Source organism: Yoonia sp. JB2-21 (genome assembly GCF_055693545.1).
In genome coordinates this window covers 3,029,437-3,055,564 of the sequence record NZ_JBVFUC010000001.1, presented here as the reverse complement: position 1 = coordinate 3,055,564, position 26,128 = coordinate 3,029,437, and the positions used below count along the sequence as shown (strand labels likewise).

The following is a 26,128-nucleotide window of genomic DNA, read 5'->3' as shown; positions in this document are numbered from 1 at the left end:
TCATTTCGGCGCGTTCTGGCCCGGTTTGCTAGGGGAATGGCGGCCTCACTATCCCTTTCAATCAGCGACAATGTTTTTCACCTATTCCTTCCTGCACGGCGGCATTGGCCACCTGCTTGGGAATGCAATTTCGCTTTGGTCGCTTGGGCCGGTGATCAGCGCACGGACTGGGCAGGTTGGTTTCGCTTTGATTTTCCTGCTGAGTGCGGTGGGTGGTGCACTGTGTTTTGCAGTGATGAGCCCGGGAAATATCCCAATGGTTGGGGCATCAGGCGCAATTTTTGGGCTTGCTGGCCTCTGGCTCAGCTGGCAATGGCAGGCCGAAAGCAGCAGATTTCGCCGAAAACTGCGGATTTTGGCCGTTATTGGCCTCTTGATTGGGCTAAATCTCGCTCTCTACGTGTGGTACGATGGTGCTCTCGCTTGGCAAACACACTTTGGTGGCTATATCGCTGGCTGGATTAGTGGTGGAGTTTGTTCTGGATCGCGGTTGCGGCGTTAAGCTTATGTTAACGCTCCGCGTGTAATCTAAACAGAATGTGGACAAAGTTTCGTCACTATCTTTGGGCAAATAAAACATAGCGAACAATCTTTTCGCTTTGTGTAGGTCCCATACATGAAGGAGTTGTTGGTGTTCATTGTTTATATCGCCTTCGGATTTGTTTTTGGCACGATCGCAGCGATCGTGACTTTACTGTCTGGTTCGACTCTATTTGTGGCTTTCCTCGCGTACATCCTTGCGGGCATTGGAGGAATGACCGCTGGGCTCCTTTGGTCCCTGGCACCGCGTGATGAAGTCGCATCCAAGGCTGCGACAACACCCAACAGCTGGACAAACCTCTGACCTTTGCGTTAGCACTGTGTCGCCGTAACGTCCGAATGAATTTTTTTTTCGTGGCACAATGATATGGTTGTGCAACGCATAAAGGCTCGTTAATCCATCATCTGGTACATCATTGTTTCGCTAACCTGCACGAATGATCGGTCCCGCACGGGGTCGTCCGAATTTACTTCAAAATTGAAATGAATAGTGAGGTTTCTGCCGCTCGTCATACGACGAGGCAGACGAAATCGAAAACCACTTAGACGTGTATCACCCGCAAAGTTTACTTACGTAATATTTAGAAGACTTTCCCGCGAAACTATCGGATGCGCTGCGGAAACGCCCGTTTTATAAATAGTATTCGGAAAGTTTTCCGTAGGTCCCCACGAAAATGACACGAAACTAACTTCGGAACATGATCAACTTAAAATGGTTATGTCAGTAATATTGACATACTTTGGTATAGGTTGATGGGTACTGACAGCTTCTGATATTCACGTGTCAAGAAGCGTGTGTTGCTTCTCAGTGTGGTGAGTAAGAATGTGCTGACCTGCAATTTTGCTAAACAGTACATGTAGTTAGAGAAGGCTCTTCTAGTTCCTTCTGAAATGGACAGTGTATATCGCGGAGGTGAGTGGCCGAGATATGCAATTATGAGTGGGCTGGGTAACCGGTATATGTTCAGGGCGTCGCATTCGTGCGACGCCCGCTTCATTTACGCATTGATCAGTGCGCGCGCGGCGTCCCTTGCAGCCTCTGTCACACGATCACCAGACAACATTCTCGCGATTTCATCGACGCGGGCCACGTCATCCAATGCGACGACCGTTGAAAGCGTCTCATCTTGGGTCTGCTGCTTCTCAACCCGCCAATGATGCCCGCCAAGCGCCGCCACCTGAGGTGAGTGGGTGACAACCAACACCTGACCATCCTGAGACAGTTCTGCAAGCCGCCGTCCAACCGCATCGGCTGTCGCACCGCCGACACCGCGGTCAATTTCGTCAAATATCATTGTCAGACCTTCGCCGGCTTGGGTCAGGCAAACCTTCAACGCCAGAAGAAATCTGCTGAGCTCACCGCCCGATGCAATCTTATTCAGCGGTCCCGCCGGAGCGCCGGGGTTTGTTGCCACTGTGAAAGCAACCGCATCAATGCCTTCCGGGCCCGCCTGCTCTGCATCCGTCAGTGTCGTCGCAAAGACGGCCCGTTCCATTTTCAGCGGGGCAAGCTCTTTCGCCATTGCGTCGTCAAGTTGTTTTGCAGCCTTTGTTCGTCTTTTTCTCAGCGCGTGAGCGGCAGCGTCATAGCCTGACTGTGCCGTCTCCAGCGCCTGCATGAGCAGATCCAAATCCCGCGCGCCATCATCCAATATTGCCAACCGGCCACGCAGATCGTCAGCAAAGCCTCGCAATGCATCCGGTTGAACACCATGCTTGCGTGCCAAACCACGGATTGCGAACAACCGTTCTTCGACATCTTCCAACTCGGCCGTGTTAAAGGACAGTGCATCAAGGCAGTCAGCGACCCCGCGTTGCGCCTGATCCAATCCCAGCATCACTTGCTCCAGCGCCTCAAGAGGTTCATCAAGGCGTCCTTCTGCTTCCGTCGCAACACCCTGAAGCCACCGGGACGCATCACCAACTTGACCTTCAGCCCCTTGCAGGCTTAGGGCCTCAGCAGCTTTGGCAATGTCGGCACGGATTTTCTCAGCGGCCTGCATCAAGCGGCGCTGCGTATCCAGCGCAGCCTCTTCGCCAGCCTCTGGCGCAAGTGCATCCAGTTCGGCCACAGCGTGGCGCAGAAAATCTTCCTCGGCGCGTGCCTCTGCAATCCGGGCCTCTGCCGACGCCAGTTCTCGTTTTGCAACTGAAAGGGTGCGCCACGCCTCTCGGGCCCGGTCGAGTTCCACGCTCAGCCCGGCATAGGCATCAAGCATCTGCCGGTGGCCGCGTGGGTTCAGCAGGCCACGGTCGTCATGCTGGCCATGAAGTTCGACCAATGTTTCCGACAGATTGCGCAGCACCTCGCCACTGACGCGGCGGTCATTGATCCATGCTGTTTTCCGGCCGTCGCGTGTATTGATACGTCGTAGGATCAATTCATCGTCAACCGTGATCCCCGCTTCTTCCAAAACAGCAAACCCCGGATGACCTGCCGGTAAATCGAACCACGCGGTAACTTCGCCTTGATCGGCACCTTGGCGCACAAGTTCCGCCCGACCCCGCCAACCCAGCACAAACCCCAACGCGTCCAACAAAATCGACTTGCCCGCACCTGTTTCCCCCGTGAGCACGTTCAGGCCGGGCTGAAACGCGAGTTCCAAGCGGTCGATAATCAACATATCTCGAATGTCTAAACCGCGCAGCATCACAAAGCCCAAAGGGCGGGGACGCCCCCGCGATGATTACAGCCACTCACCGCGCAATACCTGCCGGTAGATTGACGCCAACCAATTGTCGCCCGCTGCATCAGGGGACAACCCCTGCCCCGTGAGCAAAGCAAAGCTGGATTCATACCATTCGCTGGATTGATAGTTATAGCCCAGGATTGCCCCGGCAGTTTGTGCTTCTTCGACCAGCCCCAATGACAAATAGCTTTCCACCAATCGGTGCAGCGCCTCTGCTGTATGGGTCGTTGTCTGGAAATCCTCGACAACAGTTCGGAACCGGTTGGACGCCGCGACGTAGTTGCCGCGCTTAAGGTAGTAACGCCCAATTTCCATCTCTTTCGCGGCCAGGTGATCAAACGCCAGATCAAACTTCAGCACCGAAGTGCGCGCATATTCGCTGTCGGGATACTGTTCGATCACGCGGCGCAATGACTGAAGTGCCTGAAATGTCAGCCCTTGATCTCGTCCAACTTCGTCGATCTGATCATAGTAGGATAGCGCCAACAGATAAGCCGCGTAAGACGCATCTTGTTCGGCTGGGTAGAAGTCGAGGTAGCGTTGCGCAGAAGCGCGGCTGTTGGGATAATCTTCGTCGCGATGGTAGGCAAAAGCCTGCATGATTAGTGCGCGTTGCGCAAACTCTGAGTATGGATACAGCCGCTCAATCTCTCCGAACGTGAAGGCAGCATCGTCTGGCCGTCCACGCTCAATCTGACGTTCGCCACGTTCAAAAATGGCTTGCGCGCTCAGATCATCAAGGGGCTCGCCACCACGTTCTTGGCTACAGGCCGCCAAAACCGCCAAGCTGACAACGGCGCCGATGCGAAACATCCAGCGGTTGCTGTTGCCGTTACTGAATGACATTTTTCGCGCCCTCACTCACACTTGACTGCTCTCGCCTCAGGGCGACGCCCCGACGGTTACGCACGGTCTAACATAGAAAAATCGGGTGCAAAATGCCTTTTGATCCTGCTGCGATCAACTGTCGGTGGGAACGCTGTTAAGCGACGGCGTCCAGATCAGCAACGCTGACGCCGACACCCGGCAAACGTGCCGCAATTTTTGCGTCACAGCGCACAAAACGCCAAGCCTCTGGCTGATCGAACAAGGCACGCAACAGTTTGTTTGTCATCGCATGACCCGCTCGCGAACCTGTATAGCGTCCGAGGATCGGTGCACCCGCTGTATACAGATCGCCCAACGCATCAAGCATCTTGTGGCGCACGGCCTCATCTGCGTGGCGTAAACCACCTGGTGTCAGAACCTTGTCGCCATCCACAACAACTGCATTTTCAACAGTACCGCCAAGCGCCAGACCGTTTGCACGCATCGCGTCAACATCAGCAGAGCGGCAGAATGTGCGGCTGTCACACAACTCTCGGACGAACGCGCCGTTTGCCATGTTCAGCGTCTTTTTCTGACGGCCAATCGCGGCATCGGTGAACTCAATCTCAAAATCGATTTGAAGGGTTGTCGACGGCGACAAGCTTGCAACCGCGTCGCCATCAGACACAGTTACCTCGCGCAGAATTTCGATCGCCTGCAATGGCGCGGACAATCGTGTCAGGCCCGTCACAACGATCCCGCGCACAAAACTCGCAGCACTCCCGTCAAGGATTGGCACTTCGGGCCCATCAACATCAACGATTACGTTGTGGACGCCGCAACCCGCAAGCGCAGCCATCAGATGCTCAATCGTTGAGATGGTCACACCTTGCGCGTTGCTCAGACGAGTATTCAAAGGCGACACAATGACATCGCGAAAATTCGCGGGGAGTGACGGCATTCCGGCAACATCAGTACGACGAAATACAATCCCGCTGTTCGCGGCCGCAGGACGCAGAACGACACGCACAGCTTCGCCAGAGTGCAGACCAGTGCCCTCAAAGATGACGTCAGATTTCAGTGTCGTTTGCACGCGTGAGTTCGCCCTTGCAGAATTTTGTCCCGTGATATCGAAGTAAGTCGCAATCACTCATCTCTCAACTCACTCTTTACAACGGTCTGAAATATCAGTGTCACAAACTGTGTCAACACCAAGGCAAAATCCCTAACACTCTGAAAACAAAAAATAAAAGGCTGCACGTATGCAGCCTTTCTTGTTATCGTGCCGTGGCGTCATCGCACCATATTTTTGGTGCTTAGTTCGCTTGACGGCGCAAGAATGCGGGAATTTCGATCTTGTCCTGATCATCACCCTGCTCAGGTTCCTGATGCAGAGCTGTTACCTGTGGCTGCGTACGGGCCGGCTGTTGCTGTGTTCCTTCAGCCTGCGCCCCGGTCATCCGGTTGATCAAAGAGTTGATACCAAAGCGCGGTTTGTCCGCTTCAGTCGCCACCGGCGCTGGCGCGGCGGCAGGCTGTTGCACGTCACCATTTGGCACACGATTGACGGCGGCTTGAAGGCGCGCCATCGCTTCGGGCGACGGCGTACCAGGGGCAGCTGCCGCACGTGGCGCGACAAAATTGTCTGCTTCAGTCAATGTAGGTTCTGGACGTGGCGTGTAAGCCGGCGGCGGCAAATCATCGACGGCCGCTGGCTGTGGTGCGGGCGCTGGCTGTTGCTGAACTGGCGCCGCCTGTACGGGTGCAGGTTGCGGTTGAACAGGCTGTGGTGCCGGCACATCTAGGTTTTCGAACAAGCTGCGCTCCTGCGGAGCAGGTGCTTGTTCTGGCACAGCCTCAGCAACGACTGCGGCAGGTTCGACTTGCGGCGCTTCAGCGACCTCGGCAACCTCAGCGACAGGCGCGAGCGGCGCGGCCATGGACCGACGCGGAACAGGTGTCTCTGAAGACTTCTCAAGCGCGTCGATACCCGTGGCCACAACAGACACGCGCATCTTGCCTTCCATGCCAGTATCCAGCGTGGAGCCCACGATGATATTCGCGTCGCCATCGACCTTTTCACGGATCTTGTTGGCAGCTTCATCAAGTTCGAACAACGTCAGGTCATAACCACCCGTGATATTGATCAGCACACCCTTGGCGCCCTCCAACGAAATCTCGTCCAGAAGCGGGTTCGCGATGGCTTTCTCAGCGGCCTGAATGGCGCGGTTTTCACCTTCGCCTTCGCCTGTGCCCATCATCGCTTTGCCCATCTCATCCATCACAGCGCGGACATCTGCAAAGTCGAGGTTGATCAAGCCGGGACGAACCATCAGGTCAGTCACGCCTTTGACGCCTTGATAGAGCACATCATCAGCAAGCGAGAATGCTTCGGTAAAGGTGGTATTTTCATTCGCTAAGCGGAACAAGTTCTGGTTGGGAATGATGATCAGCGTATCGACAACTTTCTGAAGGGCTTCAACACCTTCTTCGGCTTGCTTCATGCGCTTGGCACCCTCAAACTGGAAGGGCTTGGTCACAACGCCAACGGTCAGAACACCCAACTCGCGGGCCGCTTGCGCGATGATTGGTGCAGCACCTGTCCCGGTGCCCCCGCCCATGCCAGCGGTGATGAAACACATGTGCGCACCGGCGAGGTGATCAACGATTTGTTCGATGCTTTCTTCGGCAGCGGCGGCCCCAACGGTTGCCCGTGCGCCTGCGCCCAAACCTTCGGTCACTTTCAGACCCATCTGGATTTTTGCCGTCGCGCGCGACTGCTGCAGCGCTTGCGCGTCTGTGTTCGCCACGACGAACTCAGTGCCATCAAGCTCTTGCTCAATCATGTTGTTCACTGCGTTGCCGCCAGCACCACCTACACCAAACACGGTGATACGTGGCTTCAGTTCTTCATGCCCCGGGAGGGATAGATTCAATGTCATAACTCGATCCGCCTGTTTTTATATTTGCCCGTGCCCGCGGGCGTTTACTGCTTATTGAGACTCACATTAACGATGTGATGCACAAAGGTCACGACAAAAACACAAAATATCCACCAAATCTGGACAAAAATTCGCCTTATTCCGCCGGATATCGACGGATCAGCAAGATATTGCGCATCACCAGTTGTCTTTAAACCATTTCACGGCCCGTTTCAGTGACTTGGCCGGGTAGCGATCTGCCGGAATTTCAAAGTCCCACCATTCGTCTTGAGGGTTAGCCGCAAAAAGCGTCAGGCCAACAGCACTGGAAAACGCGGGCCCAATTGCGGCCTGCGGCAGACCTTGCACGCGCAAAGGACGTCCCAAACGGACCTGCTGCCCGAGGATCTTGCTTGCCAGTCCGTCCAATCCAGGGATTTGGCTTCCGCCACCCGTGAGAACAATTTGCTGGCTTGGCAGGTGCTCGAACCCGGATGCGTCCAGACGCTCCCGGACTTCTTCCAAAATCTCCTCGACGCGCGGACGCATGATCCCGATCAGCTCTGCCCGGCTGACAGTCCGTCGATCATGTTCCCAATCGCCGGTATCGCCACCGATTTCGATCATCTCGCGATCATCCATGCCGGTGGCCATCACGCCACCATAGAAGGTCTTGATCCGCTCGGCCGTGTTTGCTGGAATTTGCAAACCCATCGAGATGTCAGAGGTCACATGTTCCCCGCCCATCCGCACGCTATCCGCGTAAATCATGTGCTTTTTCATAAAGACGGAAATGCCCGTGGACCCGCCACCAAGATCGATACACGCCGCACCAAGTTCCTGCTCGTCCTCAACCAAGGACGACATGCCCGACACATAGGCGGATGACGCCAGACCAGCGAGTTCAAGATCGCAGCGTTTAATGCAGTAAAAGATGTTCTCGATCGCATGCGCATCGACAGTGAGCATATGCATATCGGTCTTCAGCTGATTGCCGATCTGCCCGCGCGGATCAGCCAGACCAGAGCGATGATCCAGCGCAAAGTTCACCGGTTGCGCATGCAAAACCTCGCGATCAGCGCCATAATCGGGTACATCGCAAGACGCCATCACTTGAGAGATATCCTGTTCAGTAACAGTACCGCCGGACACATCCAACGTGCCATCCAGCCCATAAGATCGAGGACGCGCACCCGACAGACAGGCGATCACATGGTCCACACGCACATTCGCCATCTTCTGGGCCGCCTGCACAGCGGTCCTGATCGCCCGCTCAGTCTCTTGCATCGCGTCAACTTCACCAAATCGGACACCGCGCGACCGCGTTGTCGCGGCACCAATCACGCGAAACTGCGATTGCCCGGCAAGCGAGCCGACGCCATCGGTCCGAAACTGCTCTGGTCCGTCAAAGCGCAACACCAAACACGCGATCTTGGACGTGCCCACATCCAAAATGGCCACCACGCCCCGCTGCATCGCTGCTTTCCGCATTTGCCGCATTGCCCGTTGGCTGTCGTATAGATCGCCCATCAGTTACTCGCCCCATCTTCGTTTGTTGTTGTATTGACCCGGCGCAGCGCAATCGCTGCTTCTTCGTTCATGCGCAGCGTTGGCCGGTCTGCATTGCGCATATCCACGACAGCCACGTCGCGGTTCAGCATGTCTTGCGCATCATTAAGTGCGATCACGCGGTCCAGCGCCGCAACCGCACCTTCTGCTGGCAAAAGAATGCGCTGATCACGGTCCAGCACCATATCCCAGCGCCGCTCACCCATTCGAACAAGGCCGCGCACCCGGTCATTCAAAGGACCAGCTGCCGCAAACAAGCGGAGCGCTTCGTCGATATTTGCCTCTGCGCCGTCGCCCGCAATCAATGGCAGATCAAGGCGATCTGCGCGCGCCGAAATTTGGCCAGACTGCACCCCATCAGCATCAATCAAGCGCAAGATCGCACCATCGCGCCACAGGGCGGCTGGCACCCGCGGGTTCAGTGCAACTTCAAGCGCACCCCCCTGCCCGACCCGCACGCTGGCGGATTTGATCGGATCCAGCGCTTCGATATCCGCACGGATTTTTTCGAGGTCCAGATCAAAGGACGACACCGGAAATTCGACAGGTACCAACGCCCGCACATCGGCCGCCATCGCCAGATCGCCGCCGGTCAGGTTCATCGTTGTGACCATAAACTGCGGGCGCTGCTGGAAACCCTGTTTGGTTTCTTCAATGGACGCCATAAAAGCGGCCCGGTTTTCGGGCTGCGAATACCAGGACCCTGCAATCGTGAGGATGAGCAGGATCGGCACACCAATCCGCACCGAGGCGCGAAACCCCGGCGTCAGCATCAACCGCTGCCAGCGATAGACCATGCGCGAAGGCGCAGGATCACGCGGCGCAGGTTGTGGGACGGGGCGCCGCATCAACGATCGCATGACGCGTCCTCCACCATCCACCGGCAAAACTCCGGAAAAGTGACGCCCACATGCGCCGCCTGTTCGGGCGTGAGTGATGTGGGCGTCATACCGGGCTGGGTATTTGTTTCGAGCAAAATCAAACCATCGATGCCGCGCGCCTCATCCCAGCGGAAATCGGTGCGGCTGACACCGCGGCAGCCCAAAGCATCATGGGCGCGCAAGGCGTAGTCCATGCAGGCATCGAAAATTTCGGCCGGAACATCCGCAGGCAATTCATGGCGCGATCCACCCTGCGCATATTTGGCGTGATAGTCGTACCAGCCGTCTGTAATAATGTCGGTGACCGTCAACGCGCGGTCGCCCATCACCGTCGTCGTCAACTCGCGACCCGGGGCAAAGGCTTCGACCATGACCTGTTCAGGCATATCATCGGCCAGCTGCGGCGGACCGTTGGCGTCTTCGTTGACGATGTAGATGCCGACGCTGGAACCTTCGTTGTAAGGCTTCACAACATACGGCGGTGGCATCACATGGGCTGCACGCACATCATCGGCCGCAGCAAGAATGCTCTCAACGACAGGCAAGCCGACCTTGCGATAAACATCCTTGGTGCGTTGCTTGTCTAGGGTGAGCGCCGAGGCCAGAATGCCCGAATGCGTATAAGGGATGCGCAACCACTCAAGGATACCCTGGATCGCCCCATCTTCGCCCCAACGACCATGCAAGGCATTGAAAACAACATCGGGTGCAATTTCGATCAGACGCGCAGCGACATCGGGGCCAGCATCGACCTCGATCACCTCACATTGCGCTTCCCGCAAAGCCGCCGCACATTCACGGCCCGAACTCAACGAAACTTCACGTTCCGCAGATGGGCCGCCCATCAGAACAACAACTTTCGGGTTTGTCCAGCTCGACATACCCTACCGCCTTATACGCGGGCCTTTTGCGACCCGTCATTTATTGCGACCTTTGCCTAAGGTCATGGCCATTTTGGCCCGTTATTTCGCGGTTTTTCCATCCAGATGATGACCAACCCGCTTAATTTCCCATTGTAGCGTGATCCCTTGGGAATCGTAAACCTTTTTCCGCACCAGCTCGCCCAAATCCTCTAGGTCGGCGGCCGTTGCCCCGCCCGCATTGGTCAGGAAGTTAGAGTGCATCGTATTCATCACTGCACCACCTATCATAGCACCGCGCATGCCGGCCTCATCAATGACCCTCCACGCCTTGAGGTCATGCACATCATCGGCCCGTCCGGTGGAAGAAAATCCAGCAGGATTGCGGAAAGTGGAACCAGCGGTCCGGTCCTTTGTTGGTTGGGTTTCGTCCCGCTTTGCCAATTGATCGGCCATAAGTTGATGCAGGCTGTCAACATCCCCTTTCGGTGCAGAAAACCGAGCCGCGACAATAACTGCACCATCGGGGAGCGTGCTTTGCCGGTAAGCCAATTGTAACTTGTCGGCAGGCACTTCGACGATGGATCCATCGCGCAGCACCACCGTTACAGATTGCAAGACATCTGCAATGTACTGTCCATAGCATCCCGCATTCATACGGACGGCACCGCCAATCGTTCCGGGAATAGTGCGCAGGAAAGTTAGGTCAACGCCGCCATCAGCGGCCTTGCGGGCCACATGCGCGTCAAGCGCCGCTGCACCCGCAACAGCGCCATTGTCACTGACTTCGATACCGTTGAACCCACGGCCCAACCTGATGACAACGCCACTGATCCCGCCATCACGTACGATCAGATTGCTTCCGACGCCCATTGGAAACACAGGAACGGCAGGGTCAAGTTCAGCCAGAAAGGCGGCCAGATCTTCGATGTCGGCGGGCTGAAACAGGGCATCCGCAGGACCGCCAACGCGCATCCAGGTAAGCTCTGCCAGTGATCGGTGCGCCGTCAATGTACCGCGCACCGGTGGAAAGTCAGTCATGTCTTGCCAGCATCCTCTGTCCACCACCCTGCGATACCGCCGATAAAAGCGCCAAGCGCGCTCGGCCCGCTCAGGAACATCAGCAAGATCGCAAATCCTAATGGGTCCCAACCGTCAGTCGTGGTCATTCCAAAAAAGAACAGTCCTGTAAAGGCCGCCCAGATCAGCCAAACCGCCCCAAGACCAAAACGGTTGTGGCGCTTTCCAAAGTAGAACGTCGCAAGCAACGGGATCAGAAATGCAAGGAACCCAATGCCGAATACAATGATATCACCATTCATCTCAATTACCTTCAACTTGAACTATGTTCATATCTTGATTAAAAAATTAGTGCTTTTGGTGAGGGTTAGACCGCACCCAGCCGGTGATACCACTCACCACCATGCCCAGCGCTGTAGGTGCGCTGATGAAAACGAGTGCCACAAGGTAGTCGCCCCAATTCCACGTCGCATTCACCATAGCACCGTACATCACTGCGGAGAAAAGCACCCAGACTGCAGCCAAGGCCAATAGCGCCGCCTTGTTACGGACTGCGCCGAATCGATGGGCCAGATAGCTGCTGCCCACGAATGCCACGGGCGCAAATACAAACGTAATCAGATTTTCATTCATGATTCGACTCCATACTTGAACAGTGTTCAATTCAATGCCATGGTTATGAACTATGTTCAAGTTTTTTTGTTGAAATAGAGCTTCAGACGCGACGGTCATCCTGTCGGCGCAAAAGCCAGCCTAGGAAAGTACCCGCCGTGCTACCCAACAGCGCGGGCACACAGGCTAACATCGCAACAGTCATCGCAAACACGGGATCAACCCCGAACGGCCGTCCGCTGGCATAAAGAAAAATCACGAACGTCGCACCGATGACCGACACAATCGTGAGCGCCAGACCTGTTTGTCCAGACCGCATCAGCCAGGTCATCAGTACGAATGGGATCATTGCAAAAATTAGCATGCCGCCAAAAACAAGCAATTGCGTCATTCGCTCTCCTTTCCCAGCCTCTTCTTGACCCAGTTCCAGGCAAAATACACCGGCCAACGCAAGACCATGCATCCAACCATCAATCCAAGCAAGCCAAACAAGATACTATGTTGCCAGATAATCCAGATCAACAATGGCACACCAACGGTGATCAGGATGTAGGCGCGCCGCCAGTGATTGTCCGTCGATGGAAAAGCCGCCATCACGAACGCCAAAACAACCCAAAGCCCGATCAGGATGATAGGATCATTCACGCCTTCAGACGGTCAGGCAATCCATTAGCCCATGTGCTGATTGTCCCCGCACCCAGGCAAACAACCATATCGCCGGGTTTTGCCTGCTCACGCACAAGACGCTCAAGATCATCCTCAGATTCGACAGTCCGCGCATGACGGTGTCCGTGACGGATCAGTCCCGCCACCAGATCGCGGTGCCCCGCGCCCTCGATCGGCTCTTCGCCAGCCGCAAACACTTCGGCAATTCCAACAACATCGGCGTCATTGAAACACGCGCAGAATTCATCAAAGTGATGCGACAACCGCGTGAACCGGTGCGGCTGGTGAACGGCAATGACACGACCCTCTGTGGCTTGCCGGGCAGCTTTCAGCACAGCGGCAATCTCAACAGGGTGATGACCATAGTCGTCAATAATGGCGACACCACCGACGTCACCAACCTTTGTGAACCGGCGATTGACGCCTTTGAACTCTTTGAGGGCTTTGCGAATTTCATCCCGCTTCATCCCCAAATGCCGCGCAACGGCCACAGCAGACAAAGCGTTTGACACATTGTGATCCCCGGGCATCGGCAGTTGGCAGCCTTCGATCACCATATCCTCGGCCTGTAGCGCGATGTCAAAATGCGCAACGCCGGCCTTATAGGTAAGATTGACTGCACGAATATCCGCCTGTGCATTGAAGCCATAGGTCACGACCCGGCGATCCGTGATCTTGCCAACCAACGATTGAACGTCTGGATCATCAGTGCAGCACACGGCAAGACCGTAGAACGGAATATTCGACACAAAATCATAAAAGCCCTTGTGCAGCGCCTCTTCCGTTCCCCAATGTTCCATATGTTCGGGATCGATATTCGTGACAATCGCGATAGTCGCAGGCAAGCGATTGAACGTACCATCGCTCTCGTCGGCCTCAACGACCATCCACTCGCCCTGCCCCATGCGGGCGTTTGAGCCATAGGCGTGAATAATGCCGCCATTGATGACAGTCGGATCAATGCCACCCTCATCCAGCAATGCCGCAACCATCGTCGTTGTCGTCGTCTTGCCATGGGTGCCCGCAACCGCAACATTCGACTTCAGCCGCATCAGCTCGGCCAGCATTTCGGCGCGTCGCACGATTGGCAGGCCCTTCGCCCGCGCCTCATCCAGTTCCGGGTTGCCGGGTTTGATGGCTGATGAGATCACAACAACCTCTGCACCAGAAAGGTTTTCGGCACGCTGACCTTCATAAATCATCGCACCAAGGGACTTGAGCCGATCCGTAATCTTGGATGCCTTCAGGTCTGACCCCTGAACGGTATAACCATGGTTCAGCAAAACCTCGGCGATACCAGACATCCCAATACCACCAATTCCTACGAAGTGGATCGGACCGACATCAAGGGGCAGTTTCGTTGCTGCATTCATCACTGGGTTCCCATCCATCATTTTTTGCCTGCCTCTGCCAGATTTTCAACCAACTCTACAAGACGCGTCGTTGCATCCGGCACACCGCAAGCCGCCGCCGCAATTGCCATTTGCATCATACCCTGCTCGTCCGATAGCAATTCGGTCAGCTTCTCGGTTAAGGGACCGACCTCAAATTCCGCCTCGGTCATCACAACCGCTGCCCTCGCCTCGACCAACTGACGCGCGTTTGAGGTTTGCTCATCGCGGATTGCGCTTGCTAGCGGTACCCAGATTGCGGGCCGACCGATGATACTGACATCCGCAACCGTCGATGCGCCAGAGCGTGAAATGACCAACTGTGCATCCGCCATACGGCGCGGCACATCATCAAAAAATGTCTGCACGTCAGCTTTGATAACTTCGCTGTCGTAATATTCCTGTACCCGCTTCAGGTCTTCGGGGCGCGCTTGATGGCTTACCCGGATATTGCGGCGGATCTCTTGCGGCAAGGCGGCGATGGCGGGGGGCACGATATCTGACATTACGCGCGCGCCCTGCGATCCGCCCATGATCAATACCGACATCGGATAGTCACCGGGCGGAATATAAGGCGACCCGGCCTGCTCCAGAATAGATGCACGCACAGGGTTGCCTGTATGCATGCCCTCGATGTTACTGGGCAATTCAGTCGGCCAAGTCCCGCAGGCAATCTGATGCACGCGTTTGGCAAACAGCTGGTTCACACGACCCAAGACACCGTTTTGTTCATGGATCATGCGCGGAACACGCAACGCCCATGCCGCCGCCATTGCCGGGATTGCCGGATAACCACCAAAGCCGACAACCACGGCAGGTCGCTCACGAAACATCCGCCACTTCGCCGCGCCAATGCCACCCAAAATGCGAAATGGGACCAGCAGCTTTTGCAAAAAACCACCACGGGCAAACGTGGCGCTACCAACAACATTAATTTCAACCGCATCAGGAAAACCGCCCGCATAGCGGGCACCGCGCGCATCCGTAGACAGACGCACGCGCCAACCTTTTTCCAGCATCGCCTCGGCCAAAGCTTGCGCGGGGAACATATGCCCACCGGTCCCACCGGCCGCAATAATCAGCAAAGGTGCGCTCATCGATTGGCCCTGCGCAACAAGATGTCTTCCATGGCGCCTTGGGGTCTACTGCGCGTGAACGCCAGCAACATACCAACGGCAATGCCACCAGCAATCAACGACGAGCCGCCATAAGACACAAACGGCAAAGTCATCCCCTTCGCAGGCAGCAATCGCACGGCCACACCCATGTTAATCATGGCCTGCACACCAAAGATGCAGACCAAGCCGGTGCCTGCCAAGCGGATGAACACATCGCGCTCTTTCATCAACCGCAGCAGCGAACGCACGACAATCACGGCATAAAGCGCGATGATCACCAGCACACAGATCAACCCATATTCCTCTGCAGCCACGGCAATGATAAAATCGGTATGTGCATCTGGAAGCGACCATTTCACTTGCCCCTCACCCACACCAACACCAAAAAAACCACCTTCACGAATGGCATTGGTGGCATAGCCAAGTTGGGTATTCGGGTCGAGGTCGGGTGACAGAAACCCATCGATACGGCGGGCGAAATGCTCGGAGTTGGCGTAAGCAATCGTTCCACCGAAAACGACAAGACCTGCCAGAATGATCAGCAGCAACATTGGCGCACCGGCCACAAAATACATCACACCCCATGCAAATAAGATCAATGCAGCCTGACCAAAGTCAGGTTGGAGCGCCAGCATCAGAACGATCGCAATCGTCAAAACAAATGAATAGATCTTACCCGGTGGACCACCCAATTGCTGTGACGCCGCCAAAAGCCACGCCGCCATCACGACGAAACCGGGTTTGAGAAATTCAGAAGGCTGCACCGAGGCAAACCCAAGCGAATACCATCGCGTCGCGCCCTTGCCAAAATCAGTGCCAAAAACAGGCAGTAAAGCCAGCGCCACAAAGGCGCATAAAAACCCCAGAACAGCCAAGCGGCGCACGATTGTTGGCGACATCATAGATACGCAAAACATCACCATCATGGCCATACCGCCAAAGATTGCCTGACGGGTGACATAGTGGAATGGCTCCAATCCGTTCTTGGCGGCCAAAGGGGGCGAAGACGCCAGACCCAATAGCAAACCAATCCCGAACAACAGCAGGATGCATGACATCGTCCATTTATCAATTGTCCGCCACCACCGGGGCAGAACCGGGTCGCCGGATTGCACCGGGACCGTCCCATAGACCATTTCCGTCATGGATCACCGCTCTTTGCCTATCTTCGCCCGTTTTCCGGGTCTGCGGACACCTTAACCCGCAATTCACCACGATTCCACTGAAAAACCGCACCTTGGACTTTCTATGTCCGATCAAACTTCCGCCGGAGGCATGATCAAATTTGCAAAATTTGATCTCCCCTACCGCTTGCGCCATATGGGCGGCCATGAAGGTAGAAACTCTGATCATCGGCGCAGGGGCCGCAGGCATGATGTGCGCGGCCCACGCGGGCCCCGGTGTACTGATCGTTGACCACGCCAAGGCCCCCGGTGAAAAGATCCGCATCTCGGGCGGCGGGCGCTGCAACTTCACCAATCTACATGCCAGCCCGCAGAATTTCATCAGCCAAAACAAACATTTCTGCAAATCCGCTCTGGGGCGATATACGCAATGGGACTTCCTAGACCTTGTGGATCAGCACCACATCCCTTGGCATGAAAAGACACTGGGTCAGCTCTTTTGCGACACCTCGGCCAAAGACATCATCACGATGTTACGGGCCGAAATGGATCAGGCAAAGGCGCGGCTCTGGCTTCAAACACAGGTCGGGGAAATCAGCCATCAAGGCGACCAGTTCATTGTTTCGCTGGTCCGCGACGGGCGCAGCGAAGCTATTCAGGTCCGCAATCTTGTGGTTGCTTGCGGCGGAAAATCGATCCCAAAGATGGGCGCAACAGGTTTGGGTTATCAAATTGCGGTACAGTTTGGTCTTCCGGTTGTTACGCCCCGACCCGGTCTGGTGCCGCTCACATTCTCTGACGATCGGTTCAAACCACTCGCAGGCGTCGCGGCCCCCGCTCGCGTGAGTGTGGATGCCACCAGTTTTGACGAGGCGATCCTTTTCACGCATCGCGGCCTGTCCGGGCCCGCCGTGCTTCAAGCGTCCTCTTATTGGCAAGAAGGTCAGAGGATTGGCATCAATCTGACCCCTGCCGATGATCTTTTGCAGAGCCTCAAAAGCAACCGGACAAGCGACGGGCGCAAAGCGCTGACAACAGTACTTGCCCAACATCTGCCGGCGCGTCTTGTGGACCACCTCAAAGATGATCTGGACCTACATGGCAATATCGCCGATCAGAGCGACGCAAAACTCAAGTCACTTTGCGATGAGCTTTCAGATTGGACCCTCACACCCGCTGGGTCGGAAGGGTACCGAACGGCGGAAGTCACGCTCGGCGGTGTTGACACCGATGCGCTGTCGTTCAAGACCATGCAGGCCAAGTCTGTCCCCAGGCTTTACTTTATTGGTGAATGCGTCGATGTCACAGGGTGGTTGGGCGGATACAATTTCCAGTGGGCCTGGTCATCAGGATGGGCAGCGGGTCAGGCGATTGCAGCGCGCTCAGACAGGTAGAGCCCGCACGCATCTGATAAAATCATCGCCGCGTCTCTCGAAGCTGTCATACTGGTCGAAAGAGGCCGCCGCGGGTGCCAGCAGGACAACTTCGCCAGCGTCCGCTTCAGACGCAGCTTTCGCCACAGCGACATCCATTGTGCCGCAGACCTCTGCCTCTGCCCCGCCGAGTTGTCTGGCAAAACCCTCCGCTTCGCGCCCGATCACATAGGCCTTTGCGACATGGCTGAGATAAGGCAGCAGCGGGTCCAAGCCGCCTTCCTTTTGCAACCCACCACAAATCCAGCGAATTTTGGGAAAGGCCTGTAAGGCTTTCGCGGCGCTATCAACATTGGTGGCCTTACTGTCGTTGACAAAGTTCACGCCGTTGCGCGTGGCAACAAGCTGACTACGATGCGGAAGGCCGGGATAGCTTTGCATTGCAGCCTCAATCCCCTTGGGACCCAGCCCCAAAGCGCGGCACGCGGCGTAGGCGGCGCAGGCATTTTGGTGATTGTGCGCACCCGGCAATCCAGCAATCGGTCGCAAATCAATCGAACCCACTTGCCTGCCTTTGCGATGCTCCGACAAAAAGCCTTTGCGCGCAAAAACGTTCCAGCCCGGTCCGGTCAGCTTCTGTCCTGATGACACCCGGATCACCCGATCATCCCCCGACCCTTCGATCAGTTGATTGACGATGTAACGTCCCTCAGCCTCATCGACACCAATGATCGCACGATCGGGGCCACCTTCGGCAAACAAACGTCGCTTCGCTGCGAAATAGCCGCCAAGACCCGCATGGCGATCCAGATGATCAGGGCTGAGGTTGGTAAAAACAGCAATGTCCGGCGTCATACTGCGCGCCAGATCGGTCTGATAGGATGACAATTCAAGTACCACGACTTCGCCATCATGCGCCGGGTCGATATCCAGAACCCCACGCCCGATGTTACCAGCCAGCTGCGCGGGCCGTCCGTTCTCGACCAAAACATGATGGATCAGTGCCGCGGTTGTGGATTTGCCGTTCGAGCCAGTCACTGCGATTACACGGGGCGTGACGTCAAAATTGTCCCACTCCGGCGTCGCGAAGGAACGAAAAAACAGACCAATGTCATTGTCTACAGGAACATCGGCATGCCAGGCCGCAGCGATGATCGGGTTCGGCTTTGGGTAAAGATGCGGGATACCAGGGCTGACGATCAAGGCGGCAACGTCGTCAAAGGCGTCCTGCCTGTGCAGATCACGCAATTCCAGACCGTCATCGTCGGCGGCGTCACGCGCAACCGCGCTATCGTCCCAAACGACAGGATGTGCACCGCCCTCTTGCAGCGCCGCCGCAGCGGCGCGACCGGTTCGGCCAAGGCCCAACACGGCAACGACGCGCCCGGAATATCCTTGAACCGGGATCATTACCGCACCTTCAAGGTGGCAAGTCCGATCATCGCCAAAATCAGCGAGATAATCCAAAACCGGATGACGATCTGCGGTTCGGCCCAACCTTTTTTCTCATAGTGGTGATGGATCGGTGCCATCAGGAAAACTCGCTTGCCGGTTCGTTTGAAATACAGCACTTGGATAATCACGCTCAGCGCTTCCGCGACGAAAAGACCGCCCACGATGGCCAGTACAATCTCGTGCTTGGTCGCAACGGCAATCGCACCCAACGCCCCCCCAACGCGAGTGAGCCCGTGTCGCCCATGAAGACGGCGGCAGGTGGCGCATTATACCAAAGGAACCCAAGGCCGCCACCAATCAAGCCTGCCGCAAAGATCAATATCTCACCTGTTTGCGGCACATAGTGCACATCAAGGTACTCGGTGAAATCGGTCCGCCCGACAGCATAGGCGATGATACCAAAGGTGCCCGCCGCGATCATCACAGGCATAATCGCCAAACCGTCCAAACCATCCGTCAGGTTTACGGCATTTGCCGCTCCGACGATCACAATAATCGCAAAAGGGATGAACAGAATACCAAGATTGATGAGGGTATCTTTGAAAATCGGCAACGCCAGTTGATTGCTCAGGTCTTCTGGATGGTAAGCCGCAGCCCAGTAACCCGCGATTGCCGCGATCAGGATCCCCAGCAATATCCGTACCTTACCAGACACACCGTTGGTGTTCTGCTTTGATACTTTGGCATAATCGTCCGCAAACCCAATGGCCGCAAAAGACAGCGTCACAAACAGCACCATCCAGATAAACGGATTATCGAGCCGCGCCCACAATAGCGTTGAAAAAGTCAGCGCGCCGACAATCAACAGACCACCCATCGTTGGTGTGCCCGCCTTGGCAAAATGACCCTCGGGCCCGTCATCGCGGATCGGTTGACCTTTACCTTGCTTACGGCGCAGCACGTTGATCAGGGGCGGGCCAAAGATAAAGCCAAAGAACAGAGCACTCATAAAGGCTCCGCCTGCCCGGAAGGTAATGTAGCGAAACAGGTTGAAGAAGTCGCCGCCGTCCGACAGTGCCGTGAGCCAATATAACATGGATGTTCCTTTAGTCTTGTTGCGGGCGGCGATGCCCGAGTTTTCGTATCGCGTCAACGATCAGACTGACTTTGCTGCCCTTTGATCCTTTGACCAACACAACATCGCCCGCATCCACAAGCCGCGCAGCCTGGGGGACAAGTTCAGCGGCAGTTTCGGCCCAGCGCCCGCGTTGGGCTTCTGGCAGCGCTTGCCACAGGTTGTGCATCAGTGGTCCCGCGCAATGCACAACGTCCAGACTCTGAAGATGCGCATTCTCAGCGATAGCGCGGTGCATTGGCACCTCTTGCGCCCCCAGCTCCAGCATATCGCCCAAAATCGCCACACGACGGCCTTTGACAATCCGGCCGACGTTGTCTGCAGGTATCGAGGCGGCAAGCACCTCTAGCGATGCAACAAGCGATGTGGGGTTTGCGTTGAACGCATCATCAAGCAACTCAAGGCTTTCGCCGTCATTTGCAATATCGGTGACGATCACTTCCCGGGTGCCACGTCCCGCCGGTGGCACCCAAGCCGCGATATCCAAAGAGGCCGCAACCGGATCAGCGCCAAGCGCGTTGGCTACCGCCAGCACGCCAACCGCATTCATCGCAAAATGGCGACCCGGAACTGACAGCTTGAAAAGATAGGTCTCATCCCCACCGGTGGCCGAGATCACCGTGACGTCGCCCCGCAAACGCACGTCTTTGATCCGCCAATCGCGTCCTTTTTCTCCAAACAAAACAGACATTATACCCAATGACTTTGCGTGGTCCTGCAGGATGTCCGTCGTCTCAATGTCAGCATTTAAGACTGCGACACCGCCCGACTCCAGCCCATCCATGATGCTGGCTTTCTCAACGGCAATCCCGGCAAGACTGTCAAAAGACGCCAAATGGGCCGCCGCCACGGTGGTTACCATTGTCACATGTGGCCGCGCCATTTGGGAAAGTGGCGTGATCTCACCGGGGTTGCTCATTCCGATCTCAATGACGGCATATTCGGTGTCGGCTGGCATGCGCGCCAAGGTCAAAGGCACACCCCAGTGGTTGTTGTAAGAGGCCTCTGCCGCGTGGCACTTGCCTTGCCGTTGCAGAACCGCGCGCAGCATTTCTTTGGTCGACGTCTTCCCGACAGAGCCCGTGATCGCCGCAATCTTTGCATCTGTTCGGGCGCGCGCCGCACGCCCCAAATTACCCAATGCGTCCAACACATCGGGCACAATCAAGAGCGGCGCATCCGTGGCCACACCATCAGGGCGATGGGTGACAAGTGCTGCTGCTGCGCCTTTTTCCAAAGCCTGTGCTACAAATTCATGCCCGTCGCGCACATCCTTGAGCGCCACAAACAGATCACCTTTCTGCAAACTGCGGGTGTCAATGGAAACGCCCTGTGCTGTCCAGTTCCGGGTCGATTGACCGCCCGTCGCGGTAACCGCTTCGGCAGAGGTCCAAAGCACCGTCATATCCACCCCTCAAGGGCTGCCACGGCGACGCTTGCCTGCTCAACATCATCAAATGGCAGAACCGCGTCCCCAACGATCTGGCCTGTTTCATGCCCCTTGCCCGCGATCAGCAGGGCATCACCTGCGCCCAGCATATCAATGCCACGCAGAATTGCCTCAGCCCGATCACCAACTTCGGTGATACTGTCTGAGCCGCCCGCATCGACTGCGCCTGCCATCACTGCGGCGCGAATTTTCGCTGGATCTTCGGAGCGTGGATTGTCGTCAGTTACAATCACAATGTCGGCGTGCTGCGCAGCGGCGGCACCCATCAAAGGACGCTTGCCCGCATCGCGGTCACCGCCTGCACCAACAATAACGATAATCCGGCCCATCACATGTGGCCGCATCGCTTTCAGCGCTGTTTCAACAGCATCTGGCGTATGGGCATAATCGACAAAAACCGCGGCACCACTTTCACGCGTGGCGGCCAACTCCATTCGGCCGCGAACAGTCGTTAGATATTGCAGGGACTCAAAAACACTCTCTGACTCCGCGCCCGCAGCGATCACCAAGGCAGCAGCGAGCATCACGTTTTCGGCCTGAAAGCCGCCGATCAGATCAAGACGCGCCTGACGGGCACGCCCTTGCCATTCAAACAAAAGGTCCTGACCGGTTGCATCAAATCGCTGTCCGGTCAGACGTAAGCGGGCATCTTTATGGCACCCTACGCCAATGATCTCTTGGCCGCGCGCCGTGCAGATCGTTGCCACCTCTGCGCCTTTCGGGTCATCGAGGTTGATCACAGCGACGCCATCTTCTGCAAGAACGCGTTTGAACAGGCCCATCTTGGCTTCAAAGTAGGCCGCAAAGGTCTCGTGATAATCAAGATGATCTTGGGTAAAATTCGAAAACCCGGCAGCTGCCAGCAAAACGCCATCCAAGCGGCGCTGATCCAACCCATGCGATGAGGCCTCCATCGCGACATGGGTGACACCATTTTGCGCAGCCTCTGCCATAACGCGGTGTAACGTGATTGGCTCTGGCGTGGTATGTTTCAGCGGATGGTTCCATGCGCCCTCAACCCCGGTCGTTCCCAAGTTCACGCCCGCCAGATCAAGTTCTTCCCAGATTTGACGGCAGAAGGTGGAGACAGAAGTCTTGCCGTTGGTCCCGGTCACAGCCACCACAATTTCCGGATGTGCCCCAAACCAAAGTGACGCGGTCTGCGCCAATGCCTGGCGCGGGTCTTGCGCGACGATCAGGGCGGCGTCAGATGCCGCGAGCTCATTTGCAGCAATCTCGGCCCCGGCGGCGTCCGTCAGGATCGCTCCGGCCTGCATGCGCAACGCGTATTGAATAAACTCGCCGCCATGCACGCGCGCGCCCGGCAATGCGGCAAACAAGAAGCCCGGTTTCACTTCCCGGCTGTCCACGGCCAATCCAGTGATCTGCGCCTCGCGCCCACCGCGTGCCGTCAGCCCCAGTTCCGCCAGTGATTTCATATGCCGCGCCCTCGATCAGTTTGCCGTGAGTGTTACACCGACCTGTTGCGGCGTGTCCACTTGCGGACGCAGCCCCAAAAGCGGGGCGGTACGACGGATCATTTCCGCCGCAATTGGAACGGCTGTCCATCCGGCGGTACGACGTGGCTTGTCACCTGAATTCTCGGAAGGTTCATCCAATGTCACAATCAAAACATACTGCGGATCATTGGCTGGGAAGACCGACGCAAAGGTCGAAATGACCTTGTCATCATAGTACCCGCCACCTGCCGCGCGCGGTTTGTCTGCGGTTCCGGTCTTGCCGCCCACCTCATAGCCTGGCACCTCTCCAAAAGATGCCGTGCCACGCTCGACCACTTGACGCAACATGCTGCGGGCGCGGGCGCTGACCGCCTCGCTGACAATGCGCGGACCGACAACCGGGATCTCGCGACGCAGCAAAGTCGGTTCAACCCGCGTACCGCCGTTAAGCAACGATGCATAGCCCGCGGCCAAATGTACCGGAGACGACGACAACCCATGACCGTAAGAAATCGTCATCGTTGAAATCTCAGACCAATTAGGTGGCAACAGCGGTTTACCCGTCGGTGCTTCGACCATTTCAAGCGGTGTGGGCTCTAAGAAGCCAAGTGAATCCAGAAACGCGCGTTGCCGCTGCGCCCCGATCTGCATCGCGATCCGCGCCGTCCCGATGTTGGAACTTTCGACAATCACGTCTGTGGTACTCAGCTCAGGCCCATAGTCATGGAAATCACGGATGCGAAAACGCCCCCATGTCAGTGGTCCTTGGGTATCGATCATAGTGTTGGGGTTAACCAACGCAAGTTCCATGGCTTGCGCCACTGTGAAAATCTTGAACACGGACCCCAGTTCATACACTCCCTGCACAGCGCGGTTGAACAGCGGGCTGTCGGACTGATCACCGGTCGTCTGTACGCGCGGACGATTATTGGGATCAAAGTCAGGCAAAGAAACCATCGAAATGATCTCGCCTGTATGAATGTCCATCAGCACGGATGCTGCACCTTTGGCATTCATGATCGACATACCGCCCGCCAGCACCTGCTCGGCAGCGGCCTGAACGGTCAGGTCAAGCGACAATTCCAAAGGCGCGCCTTCATTCGCCGGATCGCGCAAGAACGCATCGAATTTCCGCTCAACCCCCGCAACGCCAATCACCTCAGCACTGGCAACACCTTCGCGCCCATAGCTGGCACCACCCAGAATATGCGAGGCAATCGGACCATTTGGATACAACCGCATTTCTCGTGGTCCGAAGAGCAGTCCAGGTGAGCCGATATCATGGACGGCTTGCATCTGTTCGGGGCTGATCTGGCGGCGAATCCACAAAAAACGGCGGTCACCCTCGAAATCTTCAAGCAGCTCTGCTTCGTCCAACTCCGGGAAGATTTCAGCCAAACCGTTCGCGGCATACGCCGGATCAATCATATCGCGGGGGTGCGCATAGAGCGAATGTGTTTGCAGGTTGGTCGCCAGAATACGCCCATTTCTATCAACGATATCTGATCGTTGACCAATAATCGCATTACCAACGGTCGATGCGCGCGGCTCTTCTGGCACAGAGGAGGCAAGCGCGCCCATCCGCATCCCAATCAGACCAAACGCGCAGAAGAAAGCCAAGCCAAGAACTAGCAAACGCCCTTCGGCCCGCTGGCGCTGCTTGTCGGCCATAGCTTCATGACGGCGGGCGCGGTTTTCTGCTTCGATCGCGTCAGGGTTCTCACCCCGTGCGCGCGCTTTGAGGATGCGCGCCAAGGGACGCAAGGGCGCGCGACTCATAGGTCATTCTCCATCTGCTCAAGCTGATCGAAGGACAATTCAATCGGGTTCGTAATCGGCAAGATCGGCGGCAAAGGATAGATGATCTGGTCAACCGCACCAAAGGCATCGGGCATCAATGGCAGCAGGCCAAGGCGGTCAAAGTTCAGATCAGCGAGATCAGCAAGCCGATCCGGCCTATTCAGATAGGCCCATTCCGCACGCAACATGCCCAAACGCTCGTGTGCGGCACCGATTTCGCTGTGCAAACCACGCACTTCAGCAATCGCCGATTGCGTCTTGTAGTTCTCTTGATAGGCCCAAAACGCGAGCCCCATGACAGCCAAGGCCGTCAAAACATAAAACAGACCACGCACTTACCGGCCCCCCTTTTTCTTTTTCATCGGCATGCCAAGCTTTGCCGGATCAATCCCTTCGGCTGGCGCGTCCGTACGGATCGCCACACGCAGCTTGGCCGAACGCGAACGCGGGTTTTCCGCCAGCTCCGCGTCATCCGGCCCAATCGCCTTACGCTTTTCTATGCGCCAAGCCGGTGTGACCTGCTCGATTTCAGGCGCGTAGCGGTTCGCATTCGCTGTATTGCCGGATCGCGCCTGTAAGAAACGCTTCACCATCCGGTCTTCGACCGAATGAAAGGTCACAACGGCCAATTGACCACCGGGTTTCAAAGCACGTTCGGCGGCCATCAACCCATCGGCCAACTCGCCATATTCGTTATTCACAGCAATGCGCAGCGCCTGGAATGTACGTGTTGCGGGATGCGATTGACCGGGCTTTGCGCGGGGCAAACACGCCTCTACGATTTTCGCGAGTTGCAATGTGGTCGTCAGTGGACGCGCAGCAACAATCGCTTTTGCAATCCGGCGCGATGCACGCTCTTCCCCGTAAAGGAAAATGATATCAGCGAGCTCCGCCTCATCCGCGTCATTGCATAGATCTGCAGCGGACGGCCCATCTTGGGACATCCGCATATCCAGCGGGCCGTCGCGCATGAAAGAAAAACCGCGCTCGGCCAAATCCAACTGCATCGAACTGACACCAAGGTCCAGTACGACACCATCCAGATCAGAACCGCATTCATCCAGCTTGGAAAACACGCCCGCGACCGTTTCAATCCGGTCGCCATAGCCGCCAATCCAATCTACGGCCATTTCAAAGGCCAACGGATCACGATCCACACCAATCACCTTATCGGCGCCAGCGGCCAGCAGTTCGCGGGTATATCCGCCATTACCAAACGTTCCATCCAACCAGACCCCAGAAACGGGCGAGACCGCTGCGATGAGCGGTCTAATCAGAACAGGAATATGGGGTGAGGTTTCAGCGGCAGCAGACAT

At 56.4% G+C, this 26,128-nt stretch carries 24 protein-coding genes and 1 pseudogene; 3 read left to right on the top strand and 22 right to left on the bottom strand.

Annotated elements, in window-relative coordinates; all coding sequences use genetic code 11:
• Nucleotides 1-70 precede the first annotated feature (70 nt).
• Complete coding sequence (locus ACZ1G5_RS15525; protein ID WP_472733699.1) at nucleotides 71-502, top strand: rhomboid family intramembrane serine protease; 432 nt, start codon at nucleotides 71-73, stop codon at nucleotides 500-502.
• Between the two features lie 114 nt (nucleotides 503-616).
• On the top strand, nucleotides 617-844 hold the full coding sequence (locus tag ACZ1G5_RS15520; RefSeq protein WP_472733698.1) for a hypothetical protein: 228 nt from the start codon (nucleotides 617-619) through the stop codon (nucleotides 842-844).
• Between the two features lie 694 nt (nucleotides 845-1,538).
• Here the strand turns inward: ACZ1G5_RS15520 and recN are convergent.
• From recN to ftsW, 15 genes are all read right to left on the bottom strand, one after another.
• The gene (recN, locus tag ACZ1G5_RS15515) at nucleotides 1,539-3,191 is read right to left on the bottom strand and encodes a DNA repair protein RecN (RefSeq protein ID WP_472733697.1); all 1,653 of its coding nucleotides are present in this window, start codon (nucleotides 3,189-3,191) and stop codon (nucleotides 1,539-1,541) included.
• Nucleotides 3,192-3,227: 36 nt separating this feature from the next.
• Complete coding sequence (locus ACZ1G5_RS15510; protein WP_472733696.1) at nucleotides 3,228-4,076, bottom strand: outer membrane protein assembly factor BamD; 849 nt, start codon at nucleotides 4,074-4,076, stop codon at nucleotides 3,228-3,230.
• A 136-nt stretch (nucleotides 4,077-4,212) separates the two neighbouring features.
• Nucleotides 4,213-5,130: a UDP-3-O-acyl-N-acetylglucosamine deacetylase gene (gene lpxC, locus ACZ1G5_RS15505; RefSeq protein ID WP_472733695.1), complete on the bottom strand. Its 918-nt coding sequence runs from the start codon at nucleotides 5,128-5,130 to the stop codon at nucleotides 4,213-4,215.
• Nucleotides 5,131-5,353: 223 nt separating this feature from the next.
• Nucleotides 5,354-6,979, bottom strand: a complete 1,626-nt coding sequence (gene ftsZ, locus ACZ1G5_RS15500; protein WP_472733694.1) for a cell division protein FtsZ — start codon at nucleotides 6,977-6,979, stop codon at nucleotides 5,354-5,356.
• Between the two features lie 177 nt (nucleotides 6,980-7,156).
• Complete coding sequence (gene ftsA / locus ACZ1G5_RS15495; RefSeq protein WP_472733693.1) at nucleotides 7,157-8,488, bottom strand: cell division protein FtsA; 1,332 nt, start codon at nucleotides 8,486-8,488, stop codon at nucleotides 7,157-7,159.
• On the bottom strand, nucleotides 8,488-9,375 hold the full coding sequence (locus ACZ1G5_RS15490; RefSeq protein ID WP_472733692.1) for a cell division protein FtsQ/DivIB: 888 nt from the start codon (nucleotides 9,373-9,375) through the stop codon (nucleotides 8,488-8,490). Before ACZ1G5_RS15490 ends, ftsA begins: the two co-directional genes overlap by 1 nt.
• Nucleotides 9,375-10,253, bottom strand: coding sequence for a D-alanine--D-alanine ligase (locus tag ACZ1G5_RS15485; RefSeq protein WP_472734357.1), 879 nt, complete (start codon nucleotides 10,251-10,253; stop codon nucleotides 9,375-9,377). Before ACZ1G5_RS15485 ends, ACZ1G5_RS15490 begins: the two co-directional genes overlap by 1 nt.
• A gap of 117 nt (nucleotides 10,254-10,370) precedes the next feature.
• Nucleotides 10,371-11,309, bottom strand: a complete 939-nt coding sequence (gene murB, locus ACZ1G5_RS15480) for a UDP-N-acetylmuramate dehydrogenase (RefSeq protein WP_472733691.1) — start codon at nucleotides 11,307-11,309, stop codon at nucleotides 10,371-10,373.
• Nucleotides 11,306-11,590, bottom strand: coding sequence for a hypothetical protein (locus tag ACZ1G5_RS15475; protein ID WP_472733690.1), 285 nt, complete (start codon nucleotides 11,588-11,590; stop codon nucleotides 11,306-11,308). The genes murB and ACZ1G5_RS15475 overlap by 4 nt, the downstream gene beginning before the upstream one ends.
• A 46-nt stretch (nucleotides 11,591-11,636) precedes the next feature.
• The gene (locus tag ACZ1G5_RS15470) at nucleotides 11,637-11,921 is read right to left on the bottom strand and encodes a hypothetical protein (protein WP_472733689.1); all 285 of its coding nucleotides are present in this window, start codon (nucleotides 11,919-11,921) and stop codon (nucleotides 11,637-11,639) included.
• An 82-nt stretch (nucleotides 11,922-12,003) separates the two neighbouring features.
• Entirely contained in the window at nucleotides 12,004-12,291 is a 288-nt protein-coding gene (locus ACZ1G5_RS15465; protein WP_472733688.1) for a UDP-N-acetylmuramate--alanine ligase, read from the bottom strand.
• Entirely contained in the window at nucleotides 12,288-12,545 is a 258-nt protein-coding gene (locus ACZ1G5_RS15460; protein ID WP_472733687.1) for a DUF2484 family protein, read from the bottom strand. The genes ACZ1G5_RS15465 and ACZ1G5_RS15460 overlap by 4 nt, the downstream gene beginning before the upstream one ends.
• The gene (gene murC / locus ACZ1G5_RS15455) at nucleotides 12,542-13,939 is read right to left on the bottom strand and encodes a UDP-N-acetylmuramate--L-alanine ligase (RefSeq protein ID WP_472734356.1); all 1,398 of its coding nucleotides are present in this window, start codon (nucleotides 13,937-13,939) and stop codon (nucleotides 12,542-12,544) included. The genes ACZ1G5_RS15460 and murC overlap by 4 nt, the downstream gene beginning before the upstream one ends.
• A gap of 17 nt (nucleotides 13,940-13,956) precedes the next feature.
• Nucleotides 13,957-15,054 (bottom strand): UDP-N-acetylglucosamine--N-acetylmuramyl-(pentapeptide) pyrophosphoryl-undecaprenol N-acetylglucosamine transferase, encoded by a 1,098-nt coding sequence (locus ACZ1G5_RS15450; RefSeq protein WP_472733686.1) that lies wholly within the window; start codon nucleotides 15,052-15,054, stop codon nucleotides 13,957-13,959.
• The gene (gene ftsW, locus ACZ1G5_RS15445; RefSeq protein WP_472733685.1) at nucleotides 15,051-16,220 is read right to left on the bottom strand and encodes a putative lipid II flippase FtsW; all 1,170 of its coding nucleotides are present in this window, start codon (nucleotides 16,218-16,220) and stop codon (nucleotides 15,051-15,053) included. The genes ACZ1G5_RS15450 and ftsW overlap by 4 nt, the downstream gene beginning before the upstream one ends.
• 185 nt (nucleotides 16,221-16,405) lie before the next feature.
• Here ftsW and ACZ1G5_RS15440 point away from each other — a divergent pair, with 185 nt between their 5' ends.
• On the top strand, nucleotides 16,406-17,593 hold the full coding sequence (locus ACZ1G5_RS15440; RefSeq protein ID WP_472733684.1) for a BaiN/RdsA family NAD(P)/FAD-dependent oxidoreductase: 1,188 nt from the start codon (nucleotides 16,406-16,408) through the stop codon (nucleotides 17,591-17,593).
• Here the strand turns inward: ACZ1G5_RS15440 and murD are convergent.
• From murD to rsmH, 7 genes and pseudogenes are all read right to left on the bottom strand, one after another.
• Nucleotides 17,582-18,982, bottom strand: a complete 1,401-nt coding sequence (gene murD, locus ACZ1G5_RS15435) for a UDP-N-acetylmuramoyl-L-alanine--D-glutamate ligase (RefSeq protein WP_472733683.1) — start codon at nucleotides 18,980-18,982, stop codon at nucleotides 17,582-17,584. The genes ACZ1G5_RS15440 and murD overlap by 12 nt on opposite strands.
• Nucleotides 18,982-20,063 (bottom strand): annotated as a pseudogene (mraY, locus tag ACZ1G5_RS15430) (phospho-N-acetylmuramoyl-pentapeptide-transferase). The gene murD and the pseudogene mraY overlap by 1 nt, the downstream one beginning before the upstream one ends.
• Nucleotides 20,064-20,073: 10 nt before the next feature.
• Nucleotides 20,074-21,507 (bottom strand): UDP-N-acetylmuramoyl-tripeptide--D-alanyl-D-alanine ligase, encoded by a 1,434-nt coding sequence (locus ACZ1G5_RS15425; protein ID WP_472733682.1) that lies wholly within the window; start codon nucleotides 21,505-21,507, stop codon nucleotides 20,074-20,076.
• On the bottom strand, nucleotides 21,504-22,991 hold the full coding sequence (locus ACZ1G5_RS15420; RefSeq protein WP_472733681.1) for a UDP-N-acetylmuramoyl-L-alanyl-D-glutamate--2,6-diaminopimelate ligase: 1,488 nt from the start codon (nucleotides 22,989-22,991) through the stop codon (nucleotides 21,504-21,506). Before ACZ1G5_RS15420 ends, ACZ1G5_RS15425 begins: the two co-directional genes overlap by 4 nt.
• Nucleotides 22,992-23,006: 15 nt before the next feature.
• Nucleotides 23,007-24,791, bottom strand: coding sequence for a peptidoglycan D,D-transpeptidase FtsI family protein (locus ACZ1G5_RS15415; protein ID WP_472733680.1), 1,785 nt, complete (start codon nucleotides 24,789-24,791; stop codon nucleotides 23,007-23,009).
• Nucleotides 24,788-25,147 (bottom strand): cell division protein FtsL, encoded by a 360-nt coding sequence (ftsL, locus tag ACZ1G5_RS15410; protein ID WP_472733679.1) that lies wholly within the window; start codon nucleotides 25,145-25,147, stop codon nucleotides 24,788-24,790. The genes ACZ1G5_RS15415 and ftsL overlap by 4 nt, the downstream gene beginning before the upstream one ends.
• On the bottom strand, nucleotides 25,148-26,128 hold the full coding sequence (gene rsmH / locus ACZ1G5_RS15405) for a 16S rRNA (cytosine(1402)-N(4))-methyltransferase RsmH (RefSeq protein WP_472733678.1): 981 nt from the start codon (nucleotides 26,126-26,128) through the stop codon (nucleotides 25,148-25,150). It abuts the gene before it with no gap.